We start from the raw sequence: 22,425 nt of genomic DNA on the forward strand, positions 1-22,425 counted from the left end.
CAGCGTTGGGCCGATCAGGATCGTGCATCAAACTAGAGATTCTCGGTGTCACGTGCAGCACAGTGGTGTCACCTTAACCCACTTTCCGCAACCTGCCAATCACCAAGATGGCCTTTGATGAAATTCAGATCGGCGGCGGGCGCCAAGCCCCATCTGACGCGGGATGTGGTATGGAACTTTAACCTGAGCGCCGGGACCGGTAATATGCGCTTCTCGTTTTTTCACCTCGCAACTCTCAGGACACCCCCGCCATGAGCATCAAATCGGACAAGTGGATTCGCCGCATGGCGCAGGAACACGGCATGATCGAACCGTTCGTCGAGCGCCAGGTGCGCGGCGAGCACGACAGCCGGGTGATCTCGTTCGGCGTCTCCAGCTACGGTTACGACGTGCGTTGCGCCGACGAATTCAAGGTGTTCACCAACATCAATTCGGCCACCGTCGACCCGAAAAACTTTGACGCCGGCAGCTTCGTCGACGTCAAGAGCGATGTCTGCATCATCCCGCCGAACTCCTTTGCCCTGGCCCGCACCGTCGAATACTTCCGCATTCCGCGCAACGTCCTGACCATCTGCCTGGGCAAGAGCACCTATGCCCGTTGCGGCATCATCGTCAACGTCACCCCGCTCGAGCCAGAGTGGGAAGGCCACGTGACGCTGGAGTTCTCCAACACCACCACCTTGCCGGCCAAGATCTACGCCAACGAAGGCGTGGCGCAGATGCTTTTCCTCGAATCCGATGAAGAATGCGAAGTGTCGTACAAAGACCGTGGTGGCAAGTATCAGGGCCAGCGCGGCGTCACCCTGCCACGCACCTGAGCCGACGAGCGCGGGGAATTAGTTTTCGCTCGGGTACTCCAAGCTAATGAACAGTGCCGCCATGCATGATGCGTGGCGGCCCTCGTCAGGAGTTGCCCATGAAACTCGATCCCGTAATCAGTGCGAAGCTGGCTGTGCTGCAGCCCAACCAGATCGGCTTGCTGGCATGGTCCCTGCTAGCCCATCCTGCCCCGATGCATCTGGGCGGCGTACCCGGTCAGCCCGACCCGGATACCCCGCAACCGGCCCAACCTGGCGATACGCCGCCCATGGAGCCGGGTGAGCCAACCCTGCCCGACGAACCTCCACCTGCGCCGGTGGCATGAACGCTCGATGAGATCAGACTTGCAGGGCCCAGACTTGATCTGTGCCCGCAAGGTAGATGCGACTCCCTAGGCCGGGCTCGACAGTCCATCCCCCGGTGAATTCACCGAACGCCGGTAGCAGGCTGACCTGCTGGTCCATCAGGAAGCAGGGCAGCCTGAGCCGCTGACGAGCGCGCCCGCGCAAGACGAATACCGGATGCACATGGCCGCACAGCACCGGGTGCTCAGGGTGTGCGACCGGTTCGTGCTGGAGCGCGAACGGTGCCAGCAGCCAAGGGTCTTCCTCCACTTCAATGTCCAGCTGGGCTGGTGGATCGCCGGCATGGCGGTCATGGTTGCCGCGTACCAGCACGATGCGCAAACCGCCGTGCTGTTCTCTCCAGGCCTGTAACTGAGCCATCGTTGCAGGCGCGTGCGCCGTTCGGGCGTGCAGGAAATCGCCAAGAATGATCAATTGTTCGCACTCACAGGCTGCCAGCAGAGCGTCCAGGCGCTTGAGCGTGGTTTGGGTGGTACCGCGCGGCACGGGTTGATGCAGCGCGCGGTAACTGGCGGCTTTGCCGATATGCACGTCAGCGACCAGCAACGCTCGCCGGGCAGGCCAATAGAGCGCGCGGTCCGGCATCAACCACAGTGTTTGCCCGCAATGCTCGATGACCAGGTGCGTACTCATGCCTTCCTGCTCGCTGCTTGTTCAAGGTCCGCGACCATGCGCGCAATGCGATCGGCCAGTTTCTCTGTGGTCAGGGTCTCACGCATGCCTTCGACCAGTAACGTGAAAGCCAGTGGCCCGGGCCGTTGCAATTCACGCACATCCAGGCGCAGCTTGCTCATCCTGGCCAATTGACCTTGCAAGCGTTCGATCTCCAGTTCCTCACGCAGCACCTCATCCCGCGCCTGGCCAAGCAGCAGGTTATCGGCGTCATGCTTGCGAAACACCTCGTAGAACAGCCCGCTGGAAGCCTGGATCTGCCGGGTGCTTTTCTGCGCGCCTGGGTATCCGCCGAACACCAGCCCGGAGATCTGGGCGATTTCGCGAAAACGCCGCAAGGCCATTTCACTGGCGTTCAGGCTAGCCAGTACATCGTCCAGCAAGTGCTCGGTGGACATCGCTGCGGGCAGGTGGCCTGCCCAGTCCACAGGGGCCGGGCTAAGCAGTTCGAAGCCGTAGTCGCTGACGGCAATGGATACCGATAGCGGTTGGTTGCGGCTGACTCGCCAGGCAATCAGGTTGGCCAGACCAAGGTTGGCCATGCGGCCGGCAAACGGGTAGACAAACAGGTGCGAGCCTTGGCGTGTGGCAAGGGTTTCGGCCAGCAGCGTCTGCGTGGTAGGCAAGGCCGACCACTGGCCTTGGAGTGCGAGCAAGGGCCGCACCGTGCGCATTTCTGGATCATCGAAATGGCCGCGGGCTGCGGCGTCGAGTTTCTCCACCAGGGCATCGGCCAGTTCGCTGGACAGCGGCATGCGCCCGCCATTCCAGCGGGCTACGGCGGCTTTACGGGCGGTGCTGCGGCGTACATAAGCGGTCATGTTCTCCACCCTCACAAGCTCGAGTATCCGCCCGGCGAACACCAGGGTATCGCCTGGACGCAGGCGGGCGATGAAGGCTTCCTCGACACTGCCCAGATGCTTTCCGCCGCCGCCTTTGCTCCAATACTTGAGCTGCAGGCTGGCGTCGCTGACGATGGTGCCGATGCCCATGCGGTGGCGCCGCGCCAGGCGCTCGCTGACGACCCGCCATACGCCATCGCTGTGGGCCTCGACGCGCTGGTAATCGGGGTAGGCACTGAGCGAGCTGCCGCCGTGGCAGACGAAGTCCAGTGCCCACTGCCACTGGCTGTCGCGCAGATCGCAAAAAGCCCAGGTGCTACGTACCTCGGCGAGTAGCTCAGCGGGGCGAAAGCCGCAGCCCAACGCCATGCTGACCAGGTGCTGAACCAGTACATCCATGCACAGGCGCGGGGAGCGACGGGCCTCGATATGGCCCGCCGCAAGTGCACTGCGAGCGGCTGCGGCCTCGACCAGCTCCAGGCTGTGAGTCGGCACCAGGGTGACCCGCGACTGGCGCCCCGGGGCGTGCCCGGAGCGCCCGGCCCGTTGCATCAGGCGGGCGACGCCTTTGGCCGAGCCAATTTGCAACACCCGTTCCACGGGCAGAAAGTCCACACCCAGGTCCAGGCTGGAGGTACAGATCACTGCCTTGAGCGTGCCCTGCTTGAGGCTCAGTTCCACCCAGTCGCGGGTAGCGCGGGCCAGCGAGGCGTGGTGCAGGGCAATTTGCCCGGCCCAGTCGGGACGGGCGTCAAGCAGGGCCTGGTACCACAGTTCGGCTTGGGCACGGGTGTTGGTGAAAACCAGGCTGCTGGCGCTGCTGTCGAGCTCCCGGGCAACCTGAGCGAGCATCTTCAGGCCCATGTGCCCGGCCCAGGGAAAGCGTTCGATGGCCTCGGGCAGGAGTGTGTCGACGACCAGGCGCTTGTCCTGGCGGCCCTTTATCAGCTGGCCACCCTTTGGCACCAGTACCTCGAGCGCATGCGGCAGGTTGCCCAGGGTGGCAGACAGCCCCCAGGTCACCAGTTGCGGATGCCAGCGACGCAAGCGTGCCAGGGCCAATTGCAGCTGTACGCCGCGTTTGTTCCCGAGCAGTTCGTGCCATTCATCCACCACCACCATGCGCAGGCTGGCGAAATCATCGCAGGCATTCGCACGCGTCAATAGCAGGGTCAGGCTCTCGGGTGTGGTGATCAATGTACTCGGCAGGCGTCGGGCCTGGCGGGCGCGCTCGGCGCTGCCAGTGTCGCCGCTGCGCACGCCGACACTCCAGTTCAGGCCAAGGTCGTCCAGCGGCGCTTGCAATGCGCGTGCGGTATCGGCCGCCAGCGCGCGCATCGGGGTAATCCACACGACCTGCAATGGCGCCGGCTGACGCCCTGCGCGCGGCTTGGCGAAGGTGCGCAGTGCCGCCAGCCAGAGGGCGTAGGTCTTGCCGGCGCCGGTACTGGCATGCAGCAGCCCCGACTCGCCACGGCCGACTGCGGCCCAGGCTTGGCGCTGGAAGGCGAAGGGCTTCCAGCCGCGCATGCGAAACCAGGCATTGGCAATGTCGGGAGGGCTTGGCATGGGGCCGTCGGGTCCTTCGAAGGTTGTGCTTCTACTGACCACCGGCCCGGCGGTTTGGTTTTACCGGGTCAGTTGGCCAGCAGGTAGCCGCTGCGACACACCTGTTCACCGGCGACATGTGCGATGACCATGCCCGTCGTGGCCATGCGCCGAACGCTGCGGGCATACAGCAGGCCAGGCTGGCGGTTGTGCACGGCAGTCACCCGGTCGCTGAGCGGGTCGATGACTTCAGCGACCAGTTGCCCGGCTTCCAGATACTGACCGGGGCGGGCGTGATACACCAGCAGCCCGCCCAGCGGGGCCGATATCGGCTCGACGGCGGCCAACGGGGTCGCAGCCCGGGGCAGGGGTGGCAAGGGCACTGCAGGGCCTTCGATGACTCCGGCGTGAATCAGGTAATCGAGGATCGCCTGGCAGTCATGGCTGGCCAGGTCATGGCTGACATCGGCCTGGCCGCGCAACTCGACAGTTACCGACACGCTACCCAAAGGGATCGGGAAACGCTTGCCGAAGCGTTGCTGCAACTGCCACCAGACCAGGCTGAAGCATTCGTCGAACGACTGCCCGCCGGAGTCGGTGGCCAGCAAACTGGCCTGCGCACCCAGGTAGCGAGCCAGCGGCTCGACCTGAGGCCAGGCTTCCGGGGTGGTGTAGAGGTGTTCTACCGCCTCGAAGTCGCAGTGCAGGTCCAGGACCAGGTCGGCATCGCAGGCCAGCCGCTGCAGGGTCAGGCGCTGGGACTGCAGGGGGGTGTGTGCCGGGTGTGCATCCAGGCCACGGCGCAGGTACTCACGAATCAAGGCAAGGTTGTGGTCGGCGTCCTGGGTCAGATGGCCCTCCACCTGGTCGCCAATGCTGTCGGAAAGGTCGACGAAGTTGCGGTTGAAGTTCTCGCCGCTCTGTAATTCGAAACGACCCAGTGGTGCGTCCAGCATCACTTGCTCCAGGCCTACCGGGTTGGCCACCGGCACCAGGACGATTTCGCGGCGCAGGCGCCCTTGCTGCTCCAGTTCGGCCAGGCGACGCTTGAGGTGCCAGGCGACCAGCATGCCGGGCAACTCATCGGCATGCAGCGAGGCCTGTATGTACACCTTGGCGCCACCGCGCGGGCCGAAGTGGAAGCTGTGGAGTTGGCGAATGATGCCCGGTACGGGCGAGAGCAGGTCGTGTGTCGAATGGTGCATGGTGGTCCTGGCTGCGTGGCGAAAACGGTCTGCGACACGGGTCGGCACAAAGATAGAAGCATAATTTTAGCCAGTATGCTTCACCGTGCTGCCTTCTTCAGGCCAGCAGTGCCTGCAGGGTCGCCAGGTCATCGGCCTCCTCCACAGGTTTATCCAGGCGCCAGCGCAGCATGCGCGGAAAGCGCACGGCTATACCGCTCTTGTGCCGTTTTGACAGGGCGATGCCCTCGAACCCCAGTTCGAACACCAGGGTTGGCTTGACGCTGCGCACCGGTCCGAAGGTCTCTACCGTGGTCTTGCGAATGATTGCATCGACCTTGCGCATTTCTTCATCGCTCAGGCCCGAGTAGGCTTTGGCAAAAGGTACCAAGGCACGCTCGGGGTCGCCGGGTGGCCCGCTCCAGACCGCGAAGGTGTAGTCACTGTACAGGCTGGCACGCCGGCCGTGGCCGCGCTGGGCATAGATCAGCACGGCATCTACGCTGAACGGGTCGATCTTCCACTTCCACCACACCCCCATGTCCTTGGTCCGGCCCACCCCGTACAACGCATCGCGCTGTTTGAGCATCAGGCCCTCGACGCCCAGGCTGCGCGATCGTTCGCGCTGGATGGCAAGCGCGTGCCAAGTCTGCCCTTCGAGCAGAGGCGAAAGCAGTACCGGGGCCAAGGGATAGCTTTCCACGACACGCTGCAATTGCTGGCGGCGCTCATATTGGGGGCGGCTACGCCAGTCCTCGCCTTGCCATTCCAGCAAATCGTACGCCTGCAATACCACCGGCGCATCGGCCAGCAGCTTCTTGCCCAGCGTCTTGCGGCCAATGCGCTGCTGCAGTAGTGCGAAAGGTTGCACGGCCAGTGCCTGGTCGTTGCCCGAATCAGGCTTCCAGACCAGGATCTCACCGTCGAGCACGACGCCGTCGGGAAGGCTCTGCGCCAGGCTGTGCAGCTCCGGGAAGCGGTCGGTGACCAGTTCTTCGCCGCGTGACCACACCCACACCTGGCCATCGCGCTTGACCACTTGTGCGCGGATGCCATCCCACTTCCACTCGATCTGCCAGGCGCTGGGCGGGCCGAGCAGGGCGTCGAACTGTTCGATGGGGGCCTGCAGGGCATGCGCCAGGAAGAACGGGTATGGTTGGCCACCACGTTGGCTATGTTCGTCGGCCGATTCAGCGGCGATCAGCTTGTGGTAACTGTTGGCTGTCGGGCGATGGCTGATGTCGGTATAGCCCACCAGGCGCTGAGCTATGCGTTTGGCATCCAGCCCCGCCAGCTGCGCCAGTGCCCGGGTGACCAGCAGCTTGGACACGCCCACGCGAAAGCTGCCAGTGATCAGCTTCAGGCACAGCATCAGGCTGGGGCGATCCAACTGTGCCCACAGTGGCGGCAGGCGCTGCTGGACCTCTTCGGCGGGCAGCCCACGCAGTGGCAGCAGATGGGCTTCGACCCAATGGGCCAGCCCGCTCTCGCTACCTTGCTGGTTTTCAGGCAGCAACAAAGAGATGGTTTCCGCCAGGTCGCCCACGGCCTGATAGCTTTCTTCGAACAACCAGCCCGGCAGCCCGGCCAATGCCGTTGCCAGCTCGCGCAGCACCCGGGTGGGCACCAACTGCCGTGGCCGGCCACCGGACAGAAAATAGACAGCCCAGGCGGCGTCCTCGGCGGGGGCTGCGGCAAAGTAGTCGCGCAACGCTTGCAGTTTGGCATTGCTGGAGGTGGTGGCATCCAGGCGCAGGTAGAGCTGGGCAAAGGCCTTCATGCCTCAGCTTCCATTGCTGGAGCGTCGTCCTCGTCACCGTACTCGGTAACGAACGCTCGGGCATCGAGGCCACGTTCGCTGAGGTAGCGTACCAGCACGTTGACCGAGCCGTGGGTGACCATAACCCGCTCGGCGCCGGTCTGTTCGATGGCCCATAGCAGCCCAGGCCAGTCTGCGTGGTCGGAGAGTACGAAACCGCGGTCTACGCCGCGCCGGCGTCGCGTGCCGCGCAGCAGCATCCAGCCACTGGCGAAGGCATCGCTGTAATCACCGAAGCGACGCATCCAACTGCTGCCGGCGGCAGAGGGGGGCGCCAACACGATGGCCTGGCGCATGAGCGGGTCATTACGGGGAATATCACCGGCATAAAGGGTTTGTGGCAGGTGTACACCGCCCTCTCGGTATACCTGGTTCAGCGGCTCTACTGCGCCATGTACCAGGATCGGCCCGATGCTCGGATCCAGGCCATGGAGGATTCGTTGAGCCTTGCCGAACGCATAGCAGAACAGCACGCTGGCCTTGCCCTGCTCGCGATTGGCCCGCCACCATTCATTCACCCCCGCTAATACCTGTGCCTGGCTGGGCCAGCGGTAGATGGGCAGGCCGAAGGTCGACTCGGTGATGAATGTGTGACAGCGCACCGGCTCGAACGGAGCACAGGTGCCATCCGGCTCGACTTTGTAGTCCCCGGAGGCAACCCAGACTTCGCCGTCATGTTCCAGGCGCACCTGTGCCGAGCCCAGTACGTGCCCGGCCGGGTGCAGGCTCAGGGTGACGCCGTGGTGGCGGATACGCTCGCCGTAGGGCAGGGCCAGTAGGTCGATATCCTGGCCCAGGCGGCTGCGCAGTATGCCGGCCCCTGTGGCTGCGGTCAGGTAATGAGTGTTGCCACGACGGGCATGATCGCCATGGCCGTGGGTGATGATGGCGCGCTCCACGGGCCGCCAAGGGTCGATGTAAAAATCACCGGGCGGGCAGTAAAGGCCTTCGGGGCGGGCGATGACGAGGTCCATGGCGATGCCTGGCAAGAGGGCTTACAGGCTCAGAGCATCAGCGGGGCGTGGAAGTTCGCGTGGTGTTGGCAGCCAGCCCTGCACGTCAGGGCTGGCTGCGGGCTATTCAGCGCAGGGCCATTTTCCAGGCCGCGCCTTTGGTCTGCGCCACGCTGATTTTTTCGGCGTAGGCGATGTTCTTGATGAAGCCGCCATGCACCAGCCGTGGGGAGGTATGGAAGTGGTCCCAGGTGGTGGTGCCGTCATGGCTCTGCAGGTCTTGACTGTCGTAAGGGATTTCGAGGGTGACTGGCGACGCGGTTGCTGGCGTCGAGAAATCGCCGTCGATCATGCTGTAGCCTGCCTTGTCGTTACCGGCCCACAGCTGAATGTCAATGGTGCTGCCCTCCGGTACGGCCAGCGATGCAGGCCAGGACACTTCGATCGTGAGGGTTTCTTTGCTCATGCTGAACATCCTTTTTTGATGGGTTGACCGCACTCGCTGTCTGAACGAGCGCGGCAAGAAAGGATGCTAAGCACCGAGGCTTGAGGGATACAGATGGAAACGCTGGGCCTATCGGCCTGGCACCAGGGTCAGCCGCTGGTTGCCATAGGCCCGGGCAAAATGCTGCGGCTGTATTGGCAGGCTCATGAACCGGCCCTTGAACCAGGCATCGAGCCCATCGCTGAAATGGGCACTGGCCGGGTTACCGGATTGTCCGGTGCTGGTCAGTACCTGTAGTGGTTCTGCCTGGCCAAAGTCGACGATCATGCGTGCCGAGGCCGGCAGGCGGGTGTCGAAATCGCTGCCCCACGCATAAGGCGTCAGGGCCAGGGTGCTGAAGTCACCGCCAGCCGCCTGTGGCGATCGGCTGAGCGCATCGCCCAGGCCGTGGTAAGCAGGGGCAGGCCAGCGATATTGGTGCAATTTGCCCCATTGCCAGGCGCGGCGGTCGGCACCCAGCTGGGCTGTACCTGCATCCACGGCAGCGGCCAGGCTGCGGGCCAGGATGGCCGGTTTGTCTTCCTTCTGCGCCGTGGTGCGATCATCCCAGAACGGGCTGTCTTCGCGGCCAAGCAGGTGGTCGGCCTGGGCCGAGTAGGACAGGCGCGCATTGCTGACGAACGCCTGCCAGGCAGTGCCGGATTGCGGGCCGAGGTCGTCGAGGAAGGTCTGGAGCGCCACTTCCTGTAGGAACAGCTCATACAGCGCGGCATCCGCTGATACCGGGCTCAGGCGACCATCGAACGCCTTGAGGCGGGCCAGCGCGTCGCGGGCCTTGTCGCGCTGGGCGGCTGGCAGAGCGTCGATCGCTTGCTTGAGCGGTTGGGCCATGCCAGGGGCGTCGAACATCTGCTTGAGCTTGTCGGCCAGCAGCGTCTGCTGGTCGTTTTGCAGGGCCATCAGGCTGCGGCTGTCGTGACGGCCATTGCCGGCCAGCTGGCCCAGGCGCTCGGCGCGTTCGGGGTAATACCAGGTGTTGGACAGCTGCATGCCGTAGCCGCGTGGCAAGCTGCGCTGGTTGGCATGGGCGATCCAGCCGGCCGGCGGGTCCTGGTCGTAGGGGTGCAGCATCGGGTCGGCGTAACCGTCCCAGTCGTAGCGACCCTCCCAGCCCGGAGATGGCAGCAGGCCCTGGCCCTCACGGCGGTTCGGGTAGCGGCCGCTGACTTGCCAGCCAATGTGCTCAGGTTCGGCAAACACGAAGTTGAGTGCGGCAGCCGCCACGTCGCGGGTGCTGTCAAACGCGCGTTCCACGGTTTGCGCTCGGGTCAGGTCGAACAGCGCATCCAGGCTGCGATCACCCTTGGGCTGCGGCAAGTTAAGGGCCAGCCCAAGGCTGGGGCTGCCGGTCTGGGCGAGCAGGGTACCGTGGCGGGTGTCGTACATCACTTCGCGCAGCGGGCGTTGGCCACGGACGAAGAAGGTTTCGCTGCGTGCGCGAGCGGGCAACCACTTGCCGTCGGCCAGGTAGCTGACCTGGCTGCCCTGATGGCGCAGCCGTTCCAGGTACAGGTCCTGGTTGTCGGCCATCACCGCGCTGCTGCTCCAGGCCAGCTTGCCGTTGTAGCCGGCCAGGACGATGGGCAGGCCCGGCAACGACAGGCCTGCAACCTGGTACTTGCCGGTGTGGATCTGCACCGGGCTCAGGGCCCAGGCTGCGCGGCTGTCGCTTGCCAACAGGCTTTTTCCGCTGCGGCTGCGTTGCGGGCCCAGGGCCAGGTTGGCCGAGCCCGGGCTGCCGAGCAGGTTCAGGTCGGCGAGCTTCTGGCTGGCGGCTGCCAGCGCAGCCAGGCCCGGTAGTTGGCTGCTCAGGTTCAGACCCTTCAGCTTGTCTGCCTCAGCTTCAGCCAGGGGTTCGTCTGGCGCGCCAGGCAGCAGCCAAGGCAGCTTATCGCTGCCGACCTTTTGCGCCAGGGTCAGGGCGCTGAGTTCTTCCTGCAGGTTCACCGACTGGCTGAAGGCATACAGGCTGAAGATCAGCGCCGAATCCTCGGGCTTCCAGTATTCCGGGCGGTAGCCGCTGCTGGCGAGGTTGGCCGGCAGTTTGTCGCGGTAGCGGAACAGGTAGGCATTGACCCCGCGGGCGTAGACTTCGAAGAAGCGCTTGAGCCGGGGCGAAGCATCGGCGTACAGCTGGGTGGCGTTGTGCTTGAGGTTGGCAGCGCGCATCAGGCGGTCGATGTCCAGCGCCTCGCTTCCGGCCAGTTCCGCCAGGCGGCCTTGGGCCAGCAGGCGCATGGCGAGCATTTGCCCGATACGGTCGCCGGCGTGGACGTAGCCGAGGCTGAACAGTGCATCATGGAAGCTGCTGCTTTCGATCAGCGGTGCGCCCATGGCGTTGCGGCGCACCGAAACATTCTGCGCCAGGCCTTTGAGCGGCTGCACGCCGGTGGTCGGTGGCACACTGTCCTGATAGCCGCCCATCTGGCAACCGGCAAGCCCGAGCATGCCGAGCAGCGTGGCAGCGGTGGCGAACCGTGGGCGGAAGGGAGGAAGGACGGGGGCGGCCATGACAAGGGCTCCTGCAAGGCGTGGCGGGGTTCGAATGGCGCTAAGGTAGTGAGCGCGCAGGCGCCGTGCAAGGTGCGGTGAAGCTTTATTTACCAGCGGTCGGTAGCTTCAAGCTGCATGAGGTGCGGGCCTGCATTTTCCTGCAACTTGAAGCTTGCCGCTTTAAGGCTTGATCAGGCCCCGTGGCACTTCTTGAATTTCTTTTCGCTGCCGCACGGGCACGGGTCGTTGCGGCCGACGTCCTTCAATGCATTGCGAACCGGCTCCTGATGGCCGTGATTGCAATGCGGGCCGTGCACATGGCCGTGGTCGTGATCGTGGTGATGATCGTGTCCGTGGTTGCAGTCGGGGCCATGAACATGGGGTTGTTGGGTCATTGCAGGGTCACTCCGGTATGAAATCACCGGGGATTATCTCACCACTGCGCGATAAGTGCAGGTCCCGGTGGATGATCAGCCCGGTCTCGAGTTCGCCTTGCAAGCGGTAGTGCAGCGGCTGCTCGCTCTTGAGCAGTTTGGCCAACGGCTTGAGCTGGCGCCACAGATTGGTCCGCGCAGTGATCTTGAAGGTGCGCCGGGCATGCCCGCCGACACTGCGCCAGACACTGGCCTGATCCTCTACCAGCATCAGGTCGTTGAGCCAGACCGAATAAGCCAGGTTACGAATGAACAGGCGGCTGTCATTGGGGTTGTCGACACGCAGGTGCAAGACGAACTCCTGCTCCAGCAAGCGCGCCTTGACTGTTTCGACCTTGACCAGGTGCACCTGCGGGTCGCGCCAGTCATCGTCACCCCATATCGCGCAACCCGCCGGCAACGTCAGCAGAGCGCTGAGCAGGAACAGGCGGGCCAGGGCGATCACGCTCAGTTACCGACGTAGCCGGCGCAGCATTTCTTGAATTTCTGCCCGCTGTTGCAGGGGCAGGGGTCATTGCGGCCAGCCTTGAGCTCAACGGTCGGGTCGATGAAGTACCAGCGCCCGTCATGCTGCACGAAGGCGGAGCGCTCGCGGTGCTGGTGATCACCCTCCAGATCGTGCCAGCGCGCCGTGAACGTGACAAAGGCATGCTCAGGCTGGCCTCCGAGCACCTCGGCGTTCTCCACCTCCAGGCCAAGCCAGGTGCTCTGGGCGCTCCAGGCCGCAATCGCGTTGCGATCCAGACCCGTCTGCTGGGCTGGCAAGGTGGTGCCTACCAGGTAATCGATCAGGCCGAGCACGTAGGCGCTGTAGCGCGAGCGCATCAGTGCCTGGGCATCCGGTGCCGGGGTGCCGGCGTGGTAGTGCCCGCAGCAGGCGTCCAGCAGGTTACCGCTGCCACAGGGGCAAACCGAGACACTCATTGATCACCACCAGTACTTGCCGAAGTTTTCAGGGTTGGCCCAGAACCTGGCGTTGAGCCAGTCGGGGACCTGCTTGTAGTCATGTAGATCATAGGTGAACAGGCTCAGAACCTGCTCGTCGCGTCGGAATTTCTCGCTGGCCGACAGGGCCAGGGCAAAAAAATCGGTCTCCTGCCAGCCACAGGCGTGCAGGTCGGCCAGCACGGCGACACGGCTGGCGTTGAGGTTGCGGATGCCACCCAGCAGTTCCAGGCCAGCGCGTTTGGGCAAATGTTCCAGGCAGTCCACCAGCAATGCCAGGTCGAAGCGTTGTGCGGCAACATGCGCTGCAAGCGCGCCTGGCTGGCACGTCTCGATCGTCACCTGCGGATGTGCCTGGGCAAACGCCTCCAGGGCAGGAAAACGCGTGCCTACCAGCAGCAGACGTTGCGGGGTGAAGCGCTCCAGCAGGGCCGCCAGGGCCTGCTGGGGTGTGCGTTGGGAAAAACCGTCGGTCATTGCCAATCCTCGTTCAGGTCTTCCAAGACTAACGGGCTGTCGGCCGTGGGCAAAGCGCCGTATGACCGTGTCGTGGCTTATTGCTGGCAGGGATGAGAAGCGCGGTCTTTACTCCCATGGATCGGCCTTATGCCGATTCCCCCTAGGAGAAGCTACGAAATGAGCATAGTACGCACAGCGATACCCCTGGTACTGCTCACCAGTGTGTTGACTGGTTGTGCAGGTTTGCAAAAAACCGACTGGCCGAAGTGCGCTGCCGTCGGGGGTGTGGGCGGCGCTGCCCTGGGCGCCATCGAAAGCTCCAGCTGGGCTGGCTGGGGTGCGTTGCTGGGTGGTGGCCTGGCAGCTGGCTATTGCTGGGCCAACGGTGATGGAGACGAGGATGGTGATGGCGTGCCGGACAGCCGTGACAAGTGCCCAGGTACACCACGTGGTGTGCAGGTCGACGCCAATGGCTGCCCGCCAGAGCCGGCGCCCGTGGTCGAGGAAGTCGTGGTACAGAAGGAGGAAGTCATCGTCATCCGTGACGTGCACTTCGAGTTCGACTCTGCGCGCCTGACCCCAGCCGACAAGGAGCGCCTGAACACCATTTCCACACGCCTGAAGCAGGAAGCGCCGAGCGCTCGTCTGAGCGTCACCGGCCACACCGACAGCGTTGGCTCCGACAGTTACAACCAGAACCTGTCCGAGCGCCGTGCCCACTCGGTGACCGATTACCTGGTCGAGAGCGGTGTACCACGCGCCAGCTTCGTGTCGGTGGTCGGTGCCGGTGAAACCCAGCCTGTAGCGGACAACGCCACAGCCGATGGGCGTTCGATGAACCGTCGCACCGAGATCAAGATCGAGCGCTGACGGCGTGCGCCCGCGCCTTGAGAAGTGGCGCGGGCGCGTCTTTACTCCTGTAGGCCGGTTGCGGCCAACGACACAGGAGCATTCATCATGAGTGTCATGTCAAAGGCGGCGCTGCCGTTGCTGGTGGTTTCCAGTCTGCTGGCAGGCTGCGCCACCCACAGTGACGGCAGTGCGCCCCTCAATCAACGGACCTGGCCCATCTGCAGCCTGCTCGGTGGGCTGGCCGGCGGTGGCCTGGGCGCTATCGAAAGCTCGAGCTGGGCTGCAGGCGCTGGCGCCCTGGGTGCGATCGCCGGCGGCCTGATCTGTTACGCCCAGGATGGGGACGAAGATGAGGATGGCGTCTTCGATCGCCGTGACCGTTGCCCTGACACGCCTGCCGGCACGGCGGTCGACCACATGGGCTGCCCGCTGCCGCAGTATCCGCCCAGCCAACCTGCACCTGAGCCCCAGCCAGAGGTGATCTCCCTCGACGATCAGGGCCAGGTGATGTTCGCATTCGACTCTGCCGACTTGACGGTGGGCAGCCAGCAACGGCTGCAAAGCCTGTTGCCCAGGCTCAGCGAGTTGGGTGTATCGCGGATCAAGGTGGTTGGCCATACCGACAATGTCGGGTCTGACAGTTACAACCAGGCACTCTCTGAGCGGCGCGCGGCCAGCGTCGCACAGTATTTGATCAGCCAGGGCCTGGCACCGCAGAAGGTAACGAGCGAAGGGCGCGGGGCTAGCGAGCCGGTGGCAGAAAACGACACCGAACAAGGCCGTGCGCAAAACCGGCGGGTGGACCTGCACCTGAACTGAGCAGCGATGGGAGCGGCAGATGAAATTCATTCTGGGCGTGGGTAAAACCCTGACCATCGCTTTCTGGGGCGTGGTGCTGTTCAACCAGATGCTGCCACAGCCGCTGCCGTTCAATCTGTTGATCAATGCCGCAGGCATCGCCTTGCTGGGGCTGCACGTTCTGGAAGTGCTGTTCTTCAACGGCAGCTTGCGTGGGCGCAGCCACCGCTGGTTCGATCGTTTGCAGATACTGCTGACGGGCATTTTCCACGTGATGTCCATACCGCGGCAGGCAGAGCTGACGCGCCGTGGCTGACCACGGCGCTGCCTCGCTATGTCGGTAGCCGCGAACTGGCCACCGCCACCACCGCCAGCCCCAGCAGGAGGTTGGCCCCGACCATGCGCCGGATCCGGCCCAGTGCCGCAGCACCTGCGGCCCAGTCTTCGGCCTGCACGGCAGCCTTCAGCTCAGGCAGCAACAGCGCCTGGATACGCATGAACAGCGCGAACATGGCGATCCCGCCCCCCATCATCACCTGTACATACCGGGGGGCTGTCTCGAAACCGTTGAAGCGCATGTGCAACATGCCGATACCACTTATCGCCAGAATGGCTACCGCCAGCCAGACCCATCTGAAGAAACGTCGGAAAACTTCCACCCAGAGCCGAAGCCGGGCTGGCCCCTCAAGGGCTGCAACCGTTGCCGGGCGCAGCACCAGCCAGGCGAAGAACATGCCGCCGACCCACACAAGGGCGGCCAGGACATGCAGTGTGTAGGGGAGGGCAAAGGCAAGCATCCGGATCTCCATGCGGCACAATGGGCAATAGCGGGGTATGATAGCCGCCCCATGCGAAACACTGAAAATATATCCAGCCCTTCGGGCGCCTGCAGACCATGATCAGCAACGAACTCAAAGCCACCATCCAGGGCGCCTACTCGCGTTTTCTCGAAGCCAAGAGCCTCAAGCCGCGTTATGGCCAGCGCCTGATGATCGCCGAAGTGGCCAAGGTACTCGGCGACATCGCCTGCGACGACGAAGGCCGCCGCGCGGGCGAGCCTGCCGTGGTCGCGGTCGAGGCGGGTACCGGTACCGGCAAGACGGTCGCCTATAGCCTGGCCGCAATCCCGGCCGCCAAGGCGGCTGGCAAGCGCCTGGTGATCGCCACCGCGACCGTGGCCCTGCAGGAGCAGATCGTCTTCAAGGACCTGCCCGACCTCATGCGCAGCAGCGGCCTGAACTTCAGCTTCGCCCTGGCCAAGGGCCGCGGCCGCTACCTGTGCCTGTCCAAGCTCGACATCCTGCTGCAGGAGGGCCATGCGCAATCGGCCACTGCCCAGTTGTTCGAGGAAGAGGGCTTTCACATCGAGGTCGACGAGCGCAGCCAGAAGCTGTTCAACAGCATGATCGAGAAGCTCGCCGGCAATCGTTGGGACGGCGACCGTGACAGCTGGCCCGAGGCCCTGGAAGACCAGGACTGGGCGCGGCTGACCACCGACCACAGCCAATGTACCGGCCGCCACTGCCCGAACTTCCAGCAGTGCGTGTTCTACAAGGCCCGCGAAGGCATGGGCAAGGTCGATGTGATCGTCACCAACCACGACATGGTCCTGGCCGACCTGGCCCTGGGTGGCGGCGCGGTGCTGCCTGACCCGCGTGACACGATGTACGTGTTCGACGAAGGCCACCACCTGCCCGACAAGGCCATCGGCCACTTCGCTCACTTTTCCCGTTTGCGCTCCACTGCCGACTGGCTGGAGCAGACCGCCAAGAACCTGACCAAGCTGTTGGCCCAGCACCCGTTGCCGGGCGATCTGGGCAAGCTGATCGAGCAGGTGCCGGAGCTGGCGCGGGAAATCCGCACCCAGCAACAGTTCATGTTCACCTTGTGCGAGCAAGTCGCCGACTTCCGTCCCAGCGAGGACGTGGAGGGGCGTGAGCGCCCGCGCTATCGCTTCGAAGGCGGCGTGGTACCCGAGCAGATCCGCGACGTCGGCATCGAGCTGAAAAAGGGCTTCGCCCGCCTCAACGACCTGTTCACTCGCCTGGCCGACCTGCTCAAGGAAGGCATGGACGGCGAGGTCAACATCGGTATCGCCAGCCATCAGGCCGAAGAGTGGTACCCCTTGTTCGGCAGCCTGGTCACCCGCGCCCAAGGCAACTGGGAGCTGTGGACCGCCTTCACTGCCGAGGACCCGCAAGACAGCCCGCCCATGGCCCGCTGGTTGACCCTGGCCGAAAGCGGCGCGCTGTTCGACATCGAGGTCAACGCCAGCCCCATTCTGGCAGCCGAAATGCTGCGGCGCAGCCTGTGGAGCGTGGCCCATGGCGCGCTGGTAACCTCGGCGACGCTGACCGCGCTGGGCAAGTTCGACCGTTTCCGCATGCGCTCGGGCCTGCCGCGCGATGCGATGACCTGCGTGGTGCCCAGCCCGTTCGTGCATGGCGATGCCGGCCTGCTGCGGGTGCCCGACCTCAAGGCCGACCCGCGCGATGCTGCGGCGCATACCGCTGCGATCATCCGCGAGCTGCCGAACATCGTCGAGGACGCCCGCGGTGCGCTGGTACTGTTCTCCTCGCGCAAACAGATGCAGGAAGTCTTCGACGGCCTGGACCGCGACTGGCGCAAGCTGGTGCTGATTCAGGGCAACCTGTCCAAGCAGGAAACCCTGAACAAGCACAAGGCGCGGGTCGATGATGGCCAGCACAGTGTGCTGTTCGGTCTGGCCAGCTTCGCCGAGGGCGTCGACCTGCCCGGTGCCTACTGCGAGCATGTGGTGATCGCCAAGATCCCCTTCGCCGTGCCTGACGATCCGGTCGAGGCGGCACTGGCCGAGTGGATCGAGGCCCGCGGTGGCAACCCCTTCATGGAAATCGCCGTACCCGATGCATCGTTGAAGCTGATCCAGGCCTGCGGTCGTCTGCTGCGTACCGAGCAGGACCGGGGCGTCATTACCTTGCTTGACCGGCGTCTGGTCACCCAACGCTACGGCAAGGCTATTCTCAATGCGCTGCCGCCCTTCCGGCGGGAGATTTCCTGAAGGCCGGAGCATGATGTGCCGGCCCGTTGTCCACCACTCTGTCGCGGGCCCATGAGGGCCTGGAAGGAGAGCCTGAGCCCTATGATCCGCCGCACCTTGCCTGCTGTTCTCACCCTGTTGTTCAGCGCCTCTGCAATGGCCGGGCAGCAGACGCTGTTCAGCTTCGTGCGCCCGGCTTCGGTCGTCAATGTGGTCACTGAGGGGGCCGGGATGCCGCAGTACAACGCAGAACAGACCGCAGAAGGCGAGGTGTTGCGGCGGGTGGTGTTCAACCCGGTCGAACGGCCGACCCTGCGGCTGAGCCCTCACAGTGGCGCATGGGATTGGTCGGCCGGGCAGTTTCTGACCTTGCGCCTGCAAAGTGCCATGGACTGGGCACTGACCGTCGATGTCACGGTGCTGGGCGGCGATGGCCGTACCCTGACCAGTCGTATCGACCTGCCTGCAGGGCCTGCGCAGACGGTCATGGTGCCGCTCAAGGCCAGTTCCCCCCTGAGCCAGGGCATGCGCGCCGGCCCACCGATGCCCTGGACCCATGAAGGGCAACGGTTGCTGCTGACCAGCAGCGCCGGTGAGGTCGATCTCAAGCAGGTGGTATCTGTCAGCTTGAGCATCCCCGGCCCCAAGGTTGCGCAGAACCTGCTGATCGAGAAGGTCGGTATTCAGGACGACGACCTTGCCTACCAGGCGGCCTACCACGCACTGATCGATGCTTATGGCCAGTCCACGCGCGGCCGCTGGCCCGAAAAGGTGGTCAACGATGAACAACTGAAAGCTGCTGACAACCGCGAGCAGCAACAGCTCAAGGCCTGGCTGGCCGAGCATCACAAGCAACAGCTGGACAGCTACGGCGGCCTGTTGGCGGGGCCGGCGTTCGACGCCACGGGTTTCTTCCGTACGGAAAAACGTGACGGCCGCTGGCACCTGGTAACCCCCGAGGGCCATCCGTTCTACTCGTTGGGCGTCAATGCCGTGGCTGCCGATGGCGGGCGTACCTATGTCGCCGGCCGCGAAGGGATGTTCGGCGTGCTGCCGGGCGAAGGTGACGCGCTTGCCGCCTTTTATGGCGAGGGCAACAACGATGATGGCAATGCATCGTCGCAGGGGCGCAACTTCAAGAAGGGGCGTTGGTTCGACTTCTATGCAGCCAACATCCAGCGCGCCCATGGCAAACCTTGCCCGGCAGGGGAGGAGGGGCAACCTGCCGCGCCCTGCCCGCCCCTTGCGCTGTATAGCGCTCGTTGGCAGGCGCATACGCTCGATCGGTTGCAGGCCTGGGGCTTCAACACCCTGGGCAACTGGAGCGACCCCGAACTCGGCCAGGCCAAACGCATGCCCTATACCCTGCCGCTGTCGATCGTCGGTGACTATGCCAGCATCAGCACAGGCATGGACTGGTGGGGGCGCATGCCCGACCCGTTCGATCCGCGTTTCGCCATGGCCACCGAGCGAGCCGTGGCCATCGCCGCCCGTGACCACCGGGATGATCCCTGGCTGATTGGGTACTTTGCCGATAACGAGCTGGCCTGGGCTGCGCCTGGCAATGACCCCAAGGCCCGTTACGGCCTTGCCTATGGCACCCTGCGTCTGACAACCGATGTGCCGGCCAAGCGTGCCTTCCTCAAGCAACTGCGCGACAAGTACCGTAACCAGCAGGGGCTGTCCAAGGCCTGGGGCATCGACCTGCAAGCCTGGGAATTGATGGAAGACCCAGGCTTCGAGGCGCCGCTGCCCAACCCCGAGCACCCTGAGATCGAACGCGATTACCAGCACTTCCAGCAGGTGTTCGCCGAAACCTATTTCAAGACCATCGCCGATTCGCTGAACTGGCATGCGCCCAACCACCTTTTGCTGGGCGGGCGCTTTGCCGTCAGCACACCCGAAGCGGTCAAGGCCTGCGCCGAGTTCTGCGATGTGCTGAGCTTCAACTTCTATACCCTCAAACCCGATGACGGCTACGACTTCGCCCAGCTGGCGGAGCTGGACAAGCCGGTGCTGGTGTCCGAATTCCAGTTCGGTTCCCGTGACCGTGGGCCTTTCTGGCCGGGGCCGGTGGAAGTGGCGCGTGAAGAGGATCGGGGCCCGGCCTACGGCAACTTCCTCAAGGCGGCACTGGCGCAGCCGATGATCGTCGGCGCTCACTGGTTCCAGTACCTCGACCAGCCTGCCAGCGGGCGTTTGCTCGATGGCGAGAACGGGCACCTAGGGCTGGTGGCGATCACCGATATGCCATATCCGGGTTTTGTCGAGGCGGTGCGCAAGCGTAACCGGCAGGCCGTTGGTCAGTTGAGCAGCCTGTTGCACGAAGGGAGCTCTACCACGGGCGCGCCAACCGACGAGGCGCCCTGAAAAGGGTGCTTTTCTGCGTGATCATCCAGCCTTGCCCAGTAGGCAAAACCGCCAACTACTGAAACAATGCCTCCCTTTTTCAGCAAGGTCGAACGGAGAACAGGCGGGTGCAGATCCAGGGTCACTATGAGCTGAAGTTCGAGGCAGTGCGCGAAGCGTTTGCGGCATTGTTCGATGATCCCCAGGAGCGCGGCGCGGCGCTGTGCATCCAGGTCGGTGGCGAGACTGTAATCGACCTTTGGGCGGGCAGCGCCGACAAAGATGGCCAGCAGGCCTGGCACAGCGATACCATCGCCAATCTGTTCTCCTGCACCAAGACCTTCACTGCCGTCACCGCACTGCAACTGGTCGGTGAGGGCAAGCTGGCGCTGGATGCTCCGGTGGCGCGCTACTGGCCCGAGTTTGCCCAGGCAGGCAAAGAGAGCGTCACCCTGCGCCAGCTGCTCAGCCACAGGGCGGGTTTGCCCGCCATCCGCGAGCTGCTGCCAGCAGAGGCCCTGTATGACTGGCAAACCATGGTCGATGCGCTGGCCGCCGAAACACCTTGGTGGGCGCCGGGTACCGCGCACGGCTATGCCGCCATCACCTACGGCTGGCTGATCGGCGAGCTGATCCGCCGCGCCGATGGCCGTGGCCCAGGGGAGTCGATCGTGGCGCGTACCGCGCGGCCGCTGGGGCTGGACTTCCATGTAGGCCTGGCGGACGAAGAATTCGATCGCGTGGCCCATATCGCACGCGGCAAGGGCAACGCCGGCGATGCTGCCGCCCAGCGCTTGCTGCAGGTGACCATGCGTGAGCCCGAGGCGTTGTCTACCCGTGCGTTCACCAACCCGCCGGCCATCCTCACCAGCACCAACAAGCCTGAGTGGCGCCGCATGCAGCAACCGGCGGCCAACGGTCACGGCAATGCCCGTAGCCTGGCGGGTTTCTATGCCGGCCTGCTCGACGGCAGCTTGCTCGAGTCCGAATTGCTCGATGAACTGACGCGTGAACACAGCATCGGCGAGGATCGTACCCTGCTGACCCAGACCCGTTTCGGCCTTGGCTGCATGCTGGACCAACCCACAGTGGCCAACGCCACCTTCGGCCTGGGTGCGCGGGCCTTTGGGCATCCCGGCGCAGGTGGTTCGGTCGGTTTTGCCGACCCCGAGCACGACGTTGCCTTCGGTTTCGTGGTCAATACCCTTGGCCCTTACGTGCTCATGGACCCAAGAGCCCAGCAACTGGTGCGTGTCCTTGGCACTTGCCTTTGATCGGGTAACGCGGGTATTGCGCAACCCCTTTGACTATCCTCAATGCCAACGCCTCAAGTGTGTGGGCAAAATTTCTTTCTATTTCATGGTGTATCGCTGATGTCTTCACATAAAACCTTAGCTCTCGCCCTGTGCCTGACCGCTATGACCGGCTGCGCCAGCCATTCTCAGGATGCCTCGAAGGGCGGCCTCAGCAGCTGGTGGCCATTCGGTACGGACGAGGTCGCCGAGCAGGAAGTGAAGCAGGCCGTCACCGAAAAAGTCGCCAAGGCCGATGCCAAGTCCGAGAGCGCCAGCCGCTGGTGGTGGCCCTTTGGCGGTGACGACAAGCAGGCCAAGGGCCCGGTTGTACCAAAAATCGACGAAAAGGCCACCCAGGCCTGGCTCGATCAGTACGAGCCAAAACTGCGTGAAGCGATCAAGGACAGCAAACTGGAGCTGGAGCGCCGTGAGAATGTGTTGGTTGTGACCATCCCGGCTGACAGCTCCTACAACCCGGACCGTCCGAACATGCTGTTGCCTATGAGCCTGGGCCCGATTACCCGTGTGGCCAAAGCCGTCGAAGGCGACCCCAAGACTGCCGTGCTGGTGCTGGGCCACGCCGACACCAGCGGCGCTGCTGCTACCAACCAGAAGCTCAGCCTGGAGCGCGCCGCTTCCGTGTCGGCGATCTTCCGTTTGAGCGGCTTGAAGCGTGACCGTCTTTCGCTCAAGGGCATGGGCTCTGAAATGCCGCGCGCGGCCAACGACAGCGTCGAAGGCCGGTCCCTTAACCGCCGCGTGGAGATGCTGCTGACCCCGCAGAACACCATGCTTGCCCTGATGGCCAAATATCAGCGGCCAGCGCCGGCACCGGCCTCGATGGTCGCTGTCCAGGACACCAAGGCACCCGCTACCAAGGCAGCTGTTACCAAACCAGCCGCCAAGGCAGCGGCCAAACCTGCTGCCAAAAAGCCTGCAGCCAAAGCCAAGGCACCTGCTAAAACCACCGCCAAAAAGAAAGCCGCGCCGGCCAAGCCCGCTGCCAAGAAAGCTACGGCCGAGAAAAAAGTAGCCGCCAACAGCCCTGCGAAGACCAACTGATCGTCAAGGAAA

At 64.1% G+C, this 22,425-nt stretch carries 21 protein-coding genes; 9 read left to right on the forward strand and 12 right to left on the reverse strand.

Features of this window, described 5'->3' with window-relative positions; genetic code table 11:
- Positions 1-251: 251 nt before the first annotated feature.
- Both dcd and ACMGF5_RS14490 read left to right on the forward strand, forming a co-directional pair.
- Positions 252-818: a dCTP deaminase gene (dcd, locus tag ACMGF5_RS14485; RefSeq protein ID WP_012313046.1), complete on the forward strand. Its 567-nt coding sequence runs from the start codon at positions 252-254 to the stop codon at positions 816-818.
- Positions 819-916: 98 nt separating this feature from the next.
- Positions 917-1,144: a hypothetical protein gene (locus ACMGF5_RS14490; RefSeq protein WP_046787747.1), complete on the forward strand. Its 228-nt coding sequence runs from the start codon at positions 917-919 to the stop codon at positions 1,142-1,144.
- A gap of 13 nt (positions 1,145-1,157) precedes the next feature.
- Here ACMGF5_RS14490 and pdeM read toward each other — a convergent pair whose 3' ends face one another.
- The 11 genes from pdeM to ACMGF5_RS14545 form a co-directional block, all read right to left on the reverse strand.
- Complete coding sequence (gene pdeM, locus ACMGF5_RS14495; RefSeq protein ID WP_414156896.1) at positions 1,158-1,817, reverse strand: ligase-associated DNA damage response endonuclease PdeM; 660 nt, start codon at positions 1,815-1,817, stop codon at positions 1,158-1,160.
- A complete protein-coding gene (locus ACMGF5_RS14500; RefSeq protein WP_174142049.1) occupies positions 1,814-4,267 on the reverse strand; it encodes a ligase-associated DNA damage response DEXH box helicase in 2,454 nt (817 codons plus the stop codon). Before ACMGF5_RS14500 ends, pdeM begins: the two co-directional genes overlap by 4 nt.
- A 68-nt stretch (positions 4,268-4,335) precedes the next feature.
- Complete coding sequence (locus ACMGF5_RS14505; protein ID WP_046787744.1) at positions 4,336-5,451, reverse strand: succinylglutamate desuccinylase/aspartoacylase family protein; 1,116 nt, start codon at positions 5,449-5,451, stop codon at positions 4,336-4,338.
- A gap of 97 nt (positions 5,452-5,548) precedes the next feature.
- Positions 5,549-7,210: an ATP-dependent DNA ligase gene (locus ACMGF5_RS14510; protein WP_174142048.1), complete on the reverse strand. Its 1,662-nt coding sequence runs from the start codon at positions 7,208-7,210 to the stop codon at positions 5,549-5,551.
- Positions 7,207-8,223: a ligase-associated DNA damage response exonuclease gene (locus ACMGF5_RS14515; RefSeq protein ID WP_414156897.1), complete on the reverse strand. Its 1,017-nt coding sequence runs from the start codon at positions 8,221-8,223 to the stop codon at positions 7,207-7,209. Before ACMGF5_RS14515 ends, ACMGF5_RS14510 begins: the two co-directional genes overlap by 4 nt.
- 106 nt (positions 8,224-8,329) lie before the next feature.
- Positions 8,330-8,668 (reverse strand): hypothetical protein, encoded by a 339-nt coding sequence (locus ACMGF5_RS14520; protein WP_414156898.1) that lies wholly within the window; start codon positions 8,666-8,668, stop codon positions 8,330-8,332.
- Between the two features lie 108 nt (positions 8,669-8,776).
- The gene (locus ACMGF5_RS14525) at positions 8,777-11,218 is read right to left on the reverse strand and encodes a penicillin acylase family protein (RefSeq protein WP_414156899.1); all 2,442 of its coding nucleotides are present in this window, start codon (positions 11,216-11,218) and stop codon (positions 8,777-8,779) included.
- A 173-nt stretch (positions 11,219-11,391) separates the two neighbouring features.
- Entirely contained in the window at positions 11,392-11,595 is a 204-nt protein-coding gene (locus ACMGF5_RS14530) for an SEC-C metal-binding domain-containing protein (protein WP_012313055.1), read from the reverse strand.
- A gap of 7 nt (positions 11,596-11,602) precedes the next feature.
- Entirely contained in the window at positions 11,603-12,079 is a 477-nt protein-coding gene (locus ACMGF5_RS14535; RefSeq protein WP_414156900.1) for an LEA type 2 family protein, read from the reverse strand.
- A 2-nt stretch (positions 12,080-12,081) separates the two neighbouring features.
- A complete protein-coding gene (locus ACMGF5_RS14540; RefSeq protein ID WP_046787738.1) occupies positions 12,082-12,558 on the reverse strand; it encodes a YchJ family protein in 477 nt (158 codons plus the stop codon).
- Between the two features lie 3 nt (positions 12,559-12,561).
- Entirely contained in the window at positions 12,562-13,056 is a 495-nt protein-coding gene (locus tag ACMGF5_RS14545; protein WP_046787737.1) for a DUF6231 family protein, read from the reverse strand.
- A gap of 159 nt (positions 13,057-13,215) precedes the next feature.
- On the opposite strand from ACMGF5_RS14545, the gene ACMGF5_RS14550 reads away from it, so the two are divergent.
- The 3 genes from ACMGF5_RS14550 (at position 13,216) to ACMGF5_RS14560 (ending at position 15,004) form a co-directional block, all read left to right on the forward strand.
- Positions 13,216-13,908, forward strand: a complete 693-nt coding sequence (locus ACMGF5_RS14550; protein WP_012313059.1) for an OmpA family protein — start codon at positions 13,216-13,218, stop codon at positions 13,906-13,908.
- Between the two features lie 87 nt (positions 13,909-13,995).
- Positions 13,996-14,709 (forward strand): OmpA family protein, encoded by a 714-nt coding sequence (locus tag ACMGF5_RS14555; protein WP_046787736.1) that lies wholly within the window; start codon positions 13,996-13,998, stop codon positions 14,707-14,709.
- A 19-nt stretch (positions 14,710-14,728) separates the two neighbouring features.
- Entirely contained in the window at positions 14,729-15,004 is a 276-nt protein-coding gene (locus ACMGF5_RS14560; RefSeq protein ID WP_012313061.1) for a DUF1145 domain-containing protein, read from the forward strand.
- Positions 15,005-15,020: 16 nt separating this feature from the next.
- Here ACMGF5_RS14560 and ACMGF5_RS14565 read toward each other — a convergent pair whose 3' ends face one another.
- On the reverse strand, positions 15,021-15,485 hold the full coding sequence (locus ACMGF5_RS14565; RefSeq protein WP_046787735.1) for a CopD family protein: 465 nt from the start codon (positions 15,483-15,485) through the stop codon (positions 15,021-15,023).
- Between the two features lie 98 nt (positions 15,486-15,583).
- Between ACMGF5_RS14565 and dinG the strand changes: the two genes are divergently transcribed.
- The 4 genes from dinG (at position 15,584) to ACMGF5_RS14585 (ending at position 22,413) form a co-directional block, all read left to right on the forward strand.
- Entirely contained in the window at positions 15,584-17,728 is a 2,145-nt protein-coding gene (gene dinG, locus ACMGF5_RS14570; RefSeq protein ID WP_115273732.1) for an ATP-dependent DNA helicase DinG, read from the forward strand.
- Positions 17,729-17,809: 81 nt separating this feature from the next.
- Complete coding sequence (locus ACMGF5_RS14575) at positions 17,810-20,077, forward strand: beta-galactosidase (RefSeq protein WP_414156901.1); 2,268 nt, start codon at positions 17,810-17,812, stop codon at positions 20,075-20,077.
- 107 nt (positions 20,078-20,184) lie between these two features.
- Positions 20,185-21,330 carry a serine hydrolase domain-containing protein gene (locus ACMGF5_RS14580; RefSeq protein ID WP_046787732.1) on the forward strand — a complete coding sequence of 382 codons (1,146 nt, stop codon included), beginning with the start codon at positions 20,185-20,187 and terminating at the stop codon, positions 21,328-21,330.
- 99 nt (positions 21,331-21,429) lie between these two features.
- Positions 21,430-22,413 carry an OmpA family protein gene (locus ACMGF5_RS14585; protein WP_174142046.1) on the forward strand — a complete coding sequence of 328 codons (984 nt, stop codon included), beginning with the start codon at positions 21,430-21,432 and terminating at the stop codon, positions 22,411-22,413.
- Positions 22,414-22,425: the final 12 nt, after the last annotated feature.

Source organism: Pseudomonas sp. BNK-15, assembly GCF_047456105.1.
In the GTDB taxonomy this organism is placed as follows: Bacteria; Pseudomonadota; Gammaproteobacteria; order Pseudomonadales; family Pseudomonadaceae; genus Aquipseudomonas; species Aquipseudomonas putida_E.

Excerpts from the sequence above, each read along its gene's own strand:
- dcd (WP_012313046.1), top strand. The coding sequence starts at position 252 with ATGAGCATCAAATCGGACAAGTGGATTCGCCGCATGGCGCAGGAACAC.
- ACMGF5_RS14490 (WP_046787747.1), top strand. The coding sequence starts at position 917 with ATGAAACTCGATCCCGTAATCAGTGCGAAGCTGGCTGTGCTGCAGCCC.
- pdeM (WP_414156896.1), bottom strand. The coding sequence starts at position 1,817 with ATGAGTACGCACCTGGTCATCGAGCATTGCGGGCAAACACTGTGGTTG.
- ACMGF5_RS14500 (WP_174142049.1), bottom strand. The coding sequence starts at position 4,267 with ATGCCAAGCCCTCCCGACATTGCCAATGCCTGGTTTCGCATGCGCGGC.
- ACMGF5_RS14505 (WP_046787744.1), bottom strand. The coding sequence starts at position 5,451 with ATGCACCATTCGACACACGACCTGCTCTCGCCCGTACCGGGCATCATT.
- ACMGF5_RS14510 (WP_174142048.1), bottom strand. The coding sequence starts at position 7,210 with ATGAAGGCCTTTGCCCAGCTCTACCTGCGCCTGGATGCCACCACCTCC.
- ACMGF5_RS14515 (WP_414156897.1), bottom strand. The coding sequence starts at position 8,223 with ATGGACCTCGTCATCGCCCGCCCCGAAGGCCTTTACTGCCCGCCCGGT.
- ACMGF5_RS14520 (WP_414156898.1), bottom strand. The coding sequence starts at position 8,668 with ATGAGCAAAGAAACCCTCACGATCGAAGTGTCCTGGCCTGCATCGCTG.
- ACMGF5_RS14525 (WP_414156899.1), bottom strand. The coding sequence starts at position 11,218 with ATGGCCGCCCCCGTCCTTCCTCCCTTCCGCCCACGGTTCGCCACCGCT.
- ACMGF5_RS14530 (WP_012313055.1), bottom strand. The coding sequence starts at position 11,595 with ATGACCCAACAACCCCATGTTCATGGCCCCGACTGCAACCACGGACAC.
- ACMGF5_RS14540 (WP_046787738.1), bottom strand. The coding sequence starts at position 12,558 with ATGAGTGTCTCGGTTTGCCCCTGTGGCAGCGGTAACCTGCTGGACGCC.
- ACMGF5_RS14545 (WP_046787737.1), bottom strand. The coding sequence starts at position 13,056 with ATGACCGACGGTTTTTCCCAACGCACACCCCAGCAGGCCCTGGCGGCC.
- ACMGF5_RS14550 (WP_012313059.1), top strand. The coding sequence starts at position 13,216 with ATGAGCATAGTACGCACAGCGATACCCCTGGTACTGCTCACCAGTGTG.
- ACMGF5_RS14555 (WP_046787736.1), top strand. The coding sequence starts at position 13,996 with ATGAGTGTCATGTCAAAGGCGGCGCTGCCGTTGCTGGTGGTTTCCAGT.
- ACMGF5_RS14560 (WP_012313061.1), top strand. The coding sequence starts at position 14,729 with ATGAAATTCATTCTGGGCGTGGGTAAAACCCTGACCATCGCTTTCTGG.
- ACMGF5_RS14565 (WP_046787735.1), bottom strand. The coding sequence starts at position 15,485 with ATGCTTGCCTTTGCCCTCCCCTACACACTGCATGTCCTGGCCGCCCTT.
- dinG (WP_115273732.1), top strand. The coding sequence starts at position 15,584 with ATGATCAGCAACGAACTCAAAGCCACCATCCAGGGCGCCTACTCGCGT.
- ACMGF5_RS14575 (WP_414156901.1), top strand. The coding sequence starts at position 17,810 with ATGATCCGCCGCACCTTGCCTGCTGTTCTCACCCTGTTGTTCAGCGCC.
- ACMGF5_RS14585 (WP_174142046.1), top strand. The coding sequence starts at position 21,430 with ATGTCTTCACATAAAACCTTAGCTCTCGCCCTGTGCCTGACCGCTATG.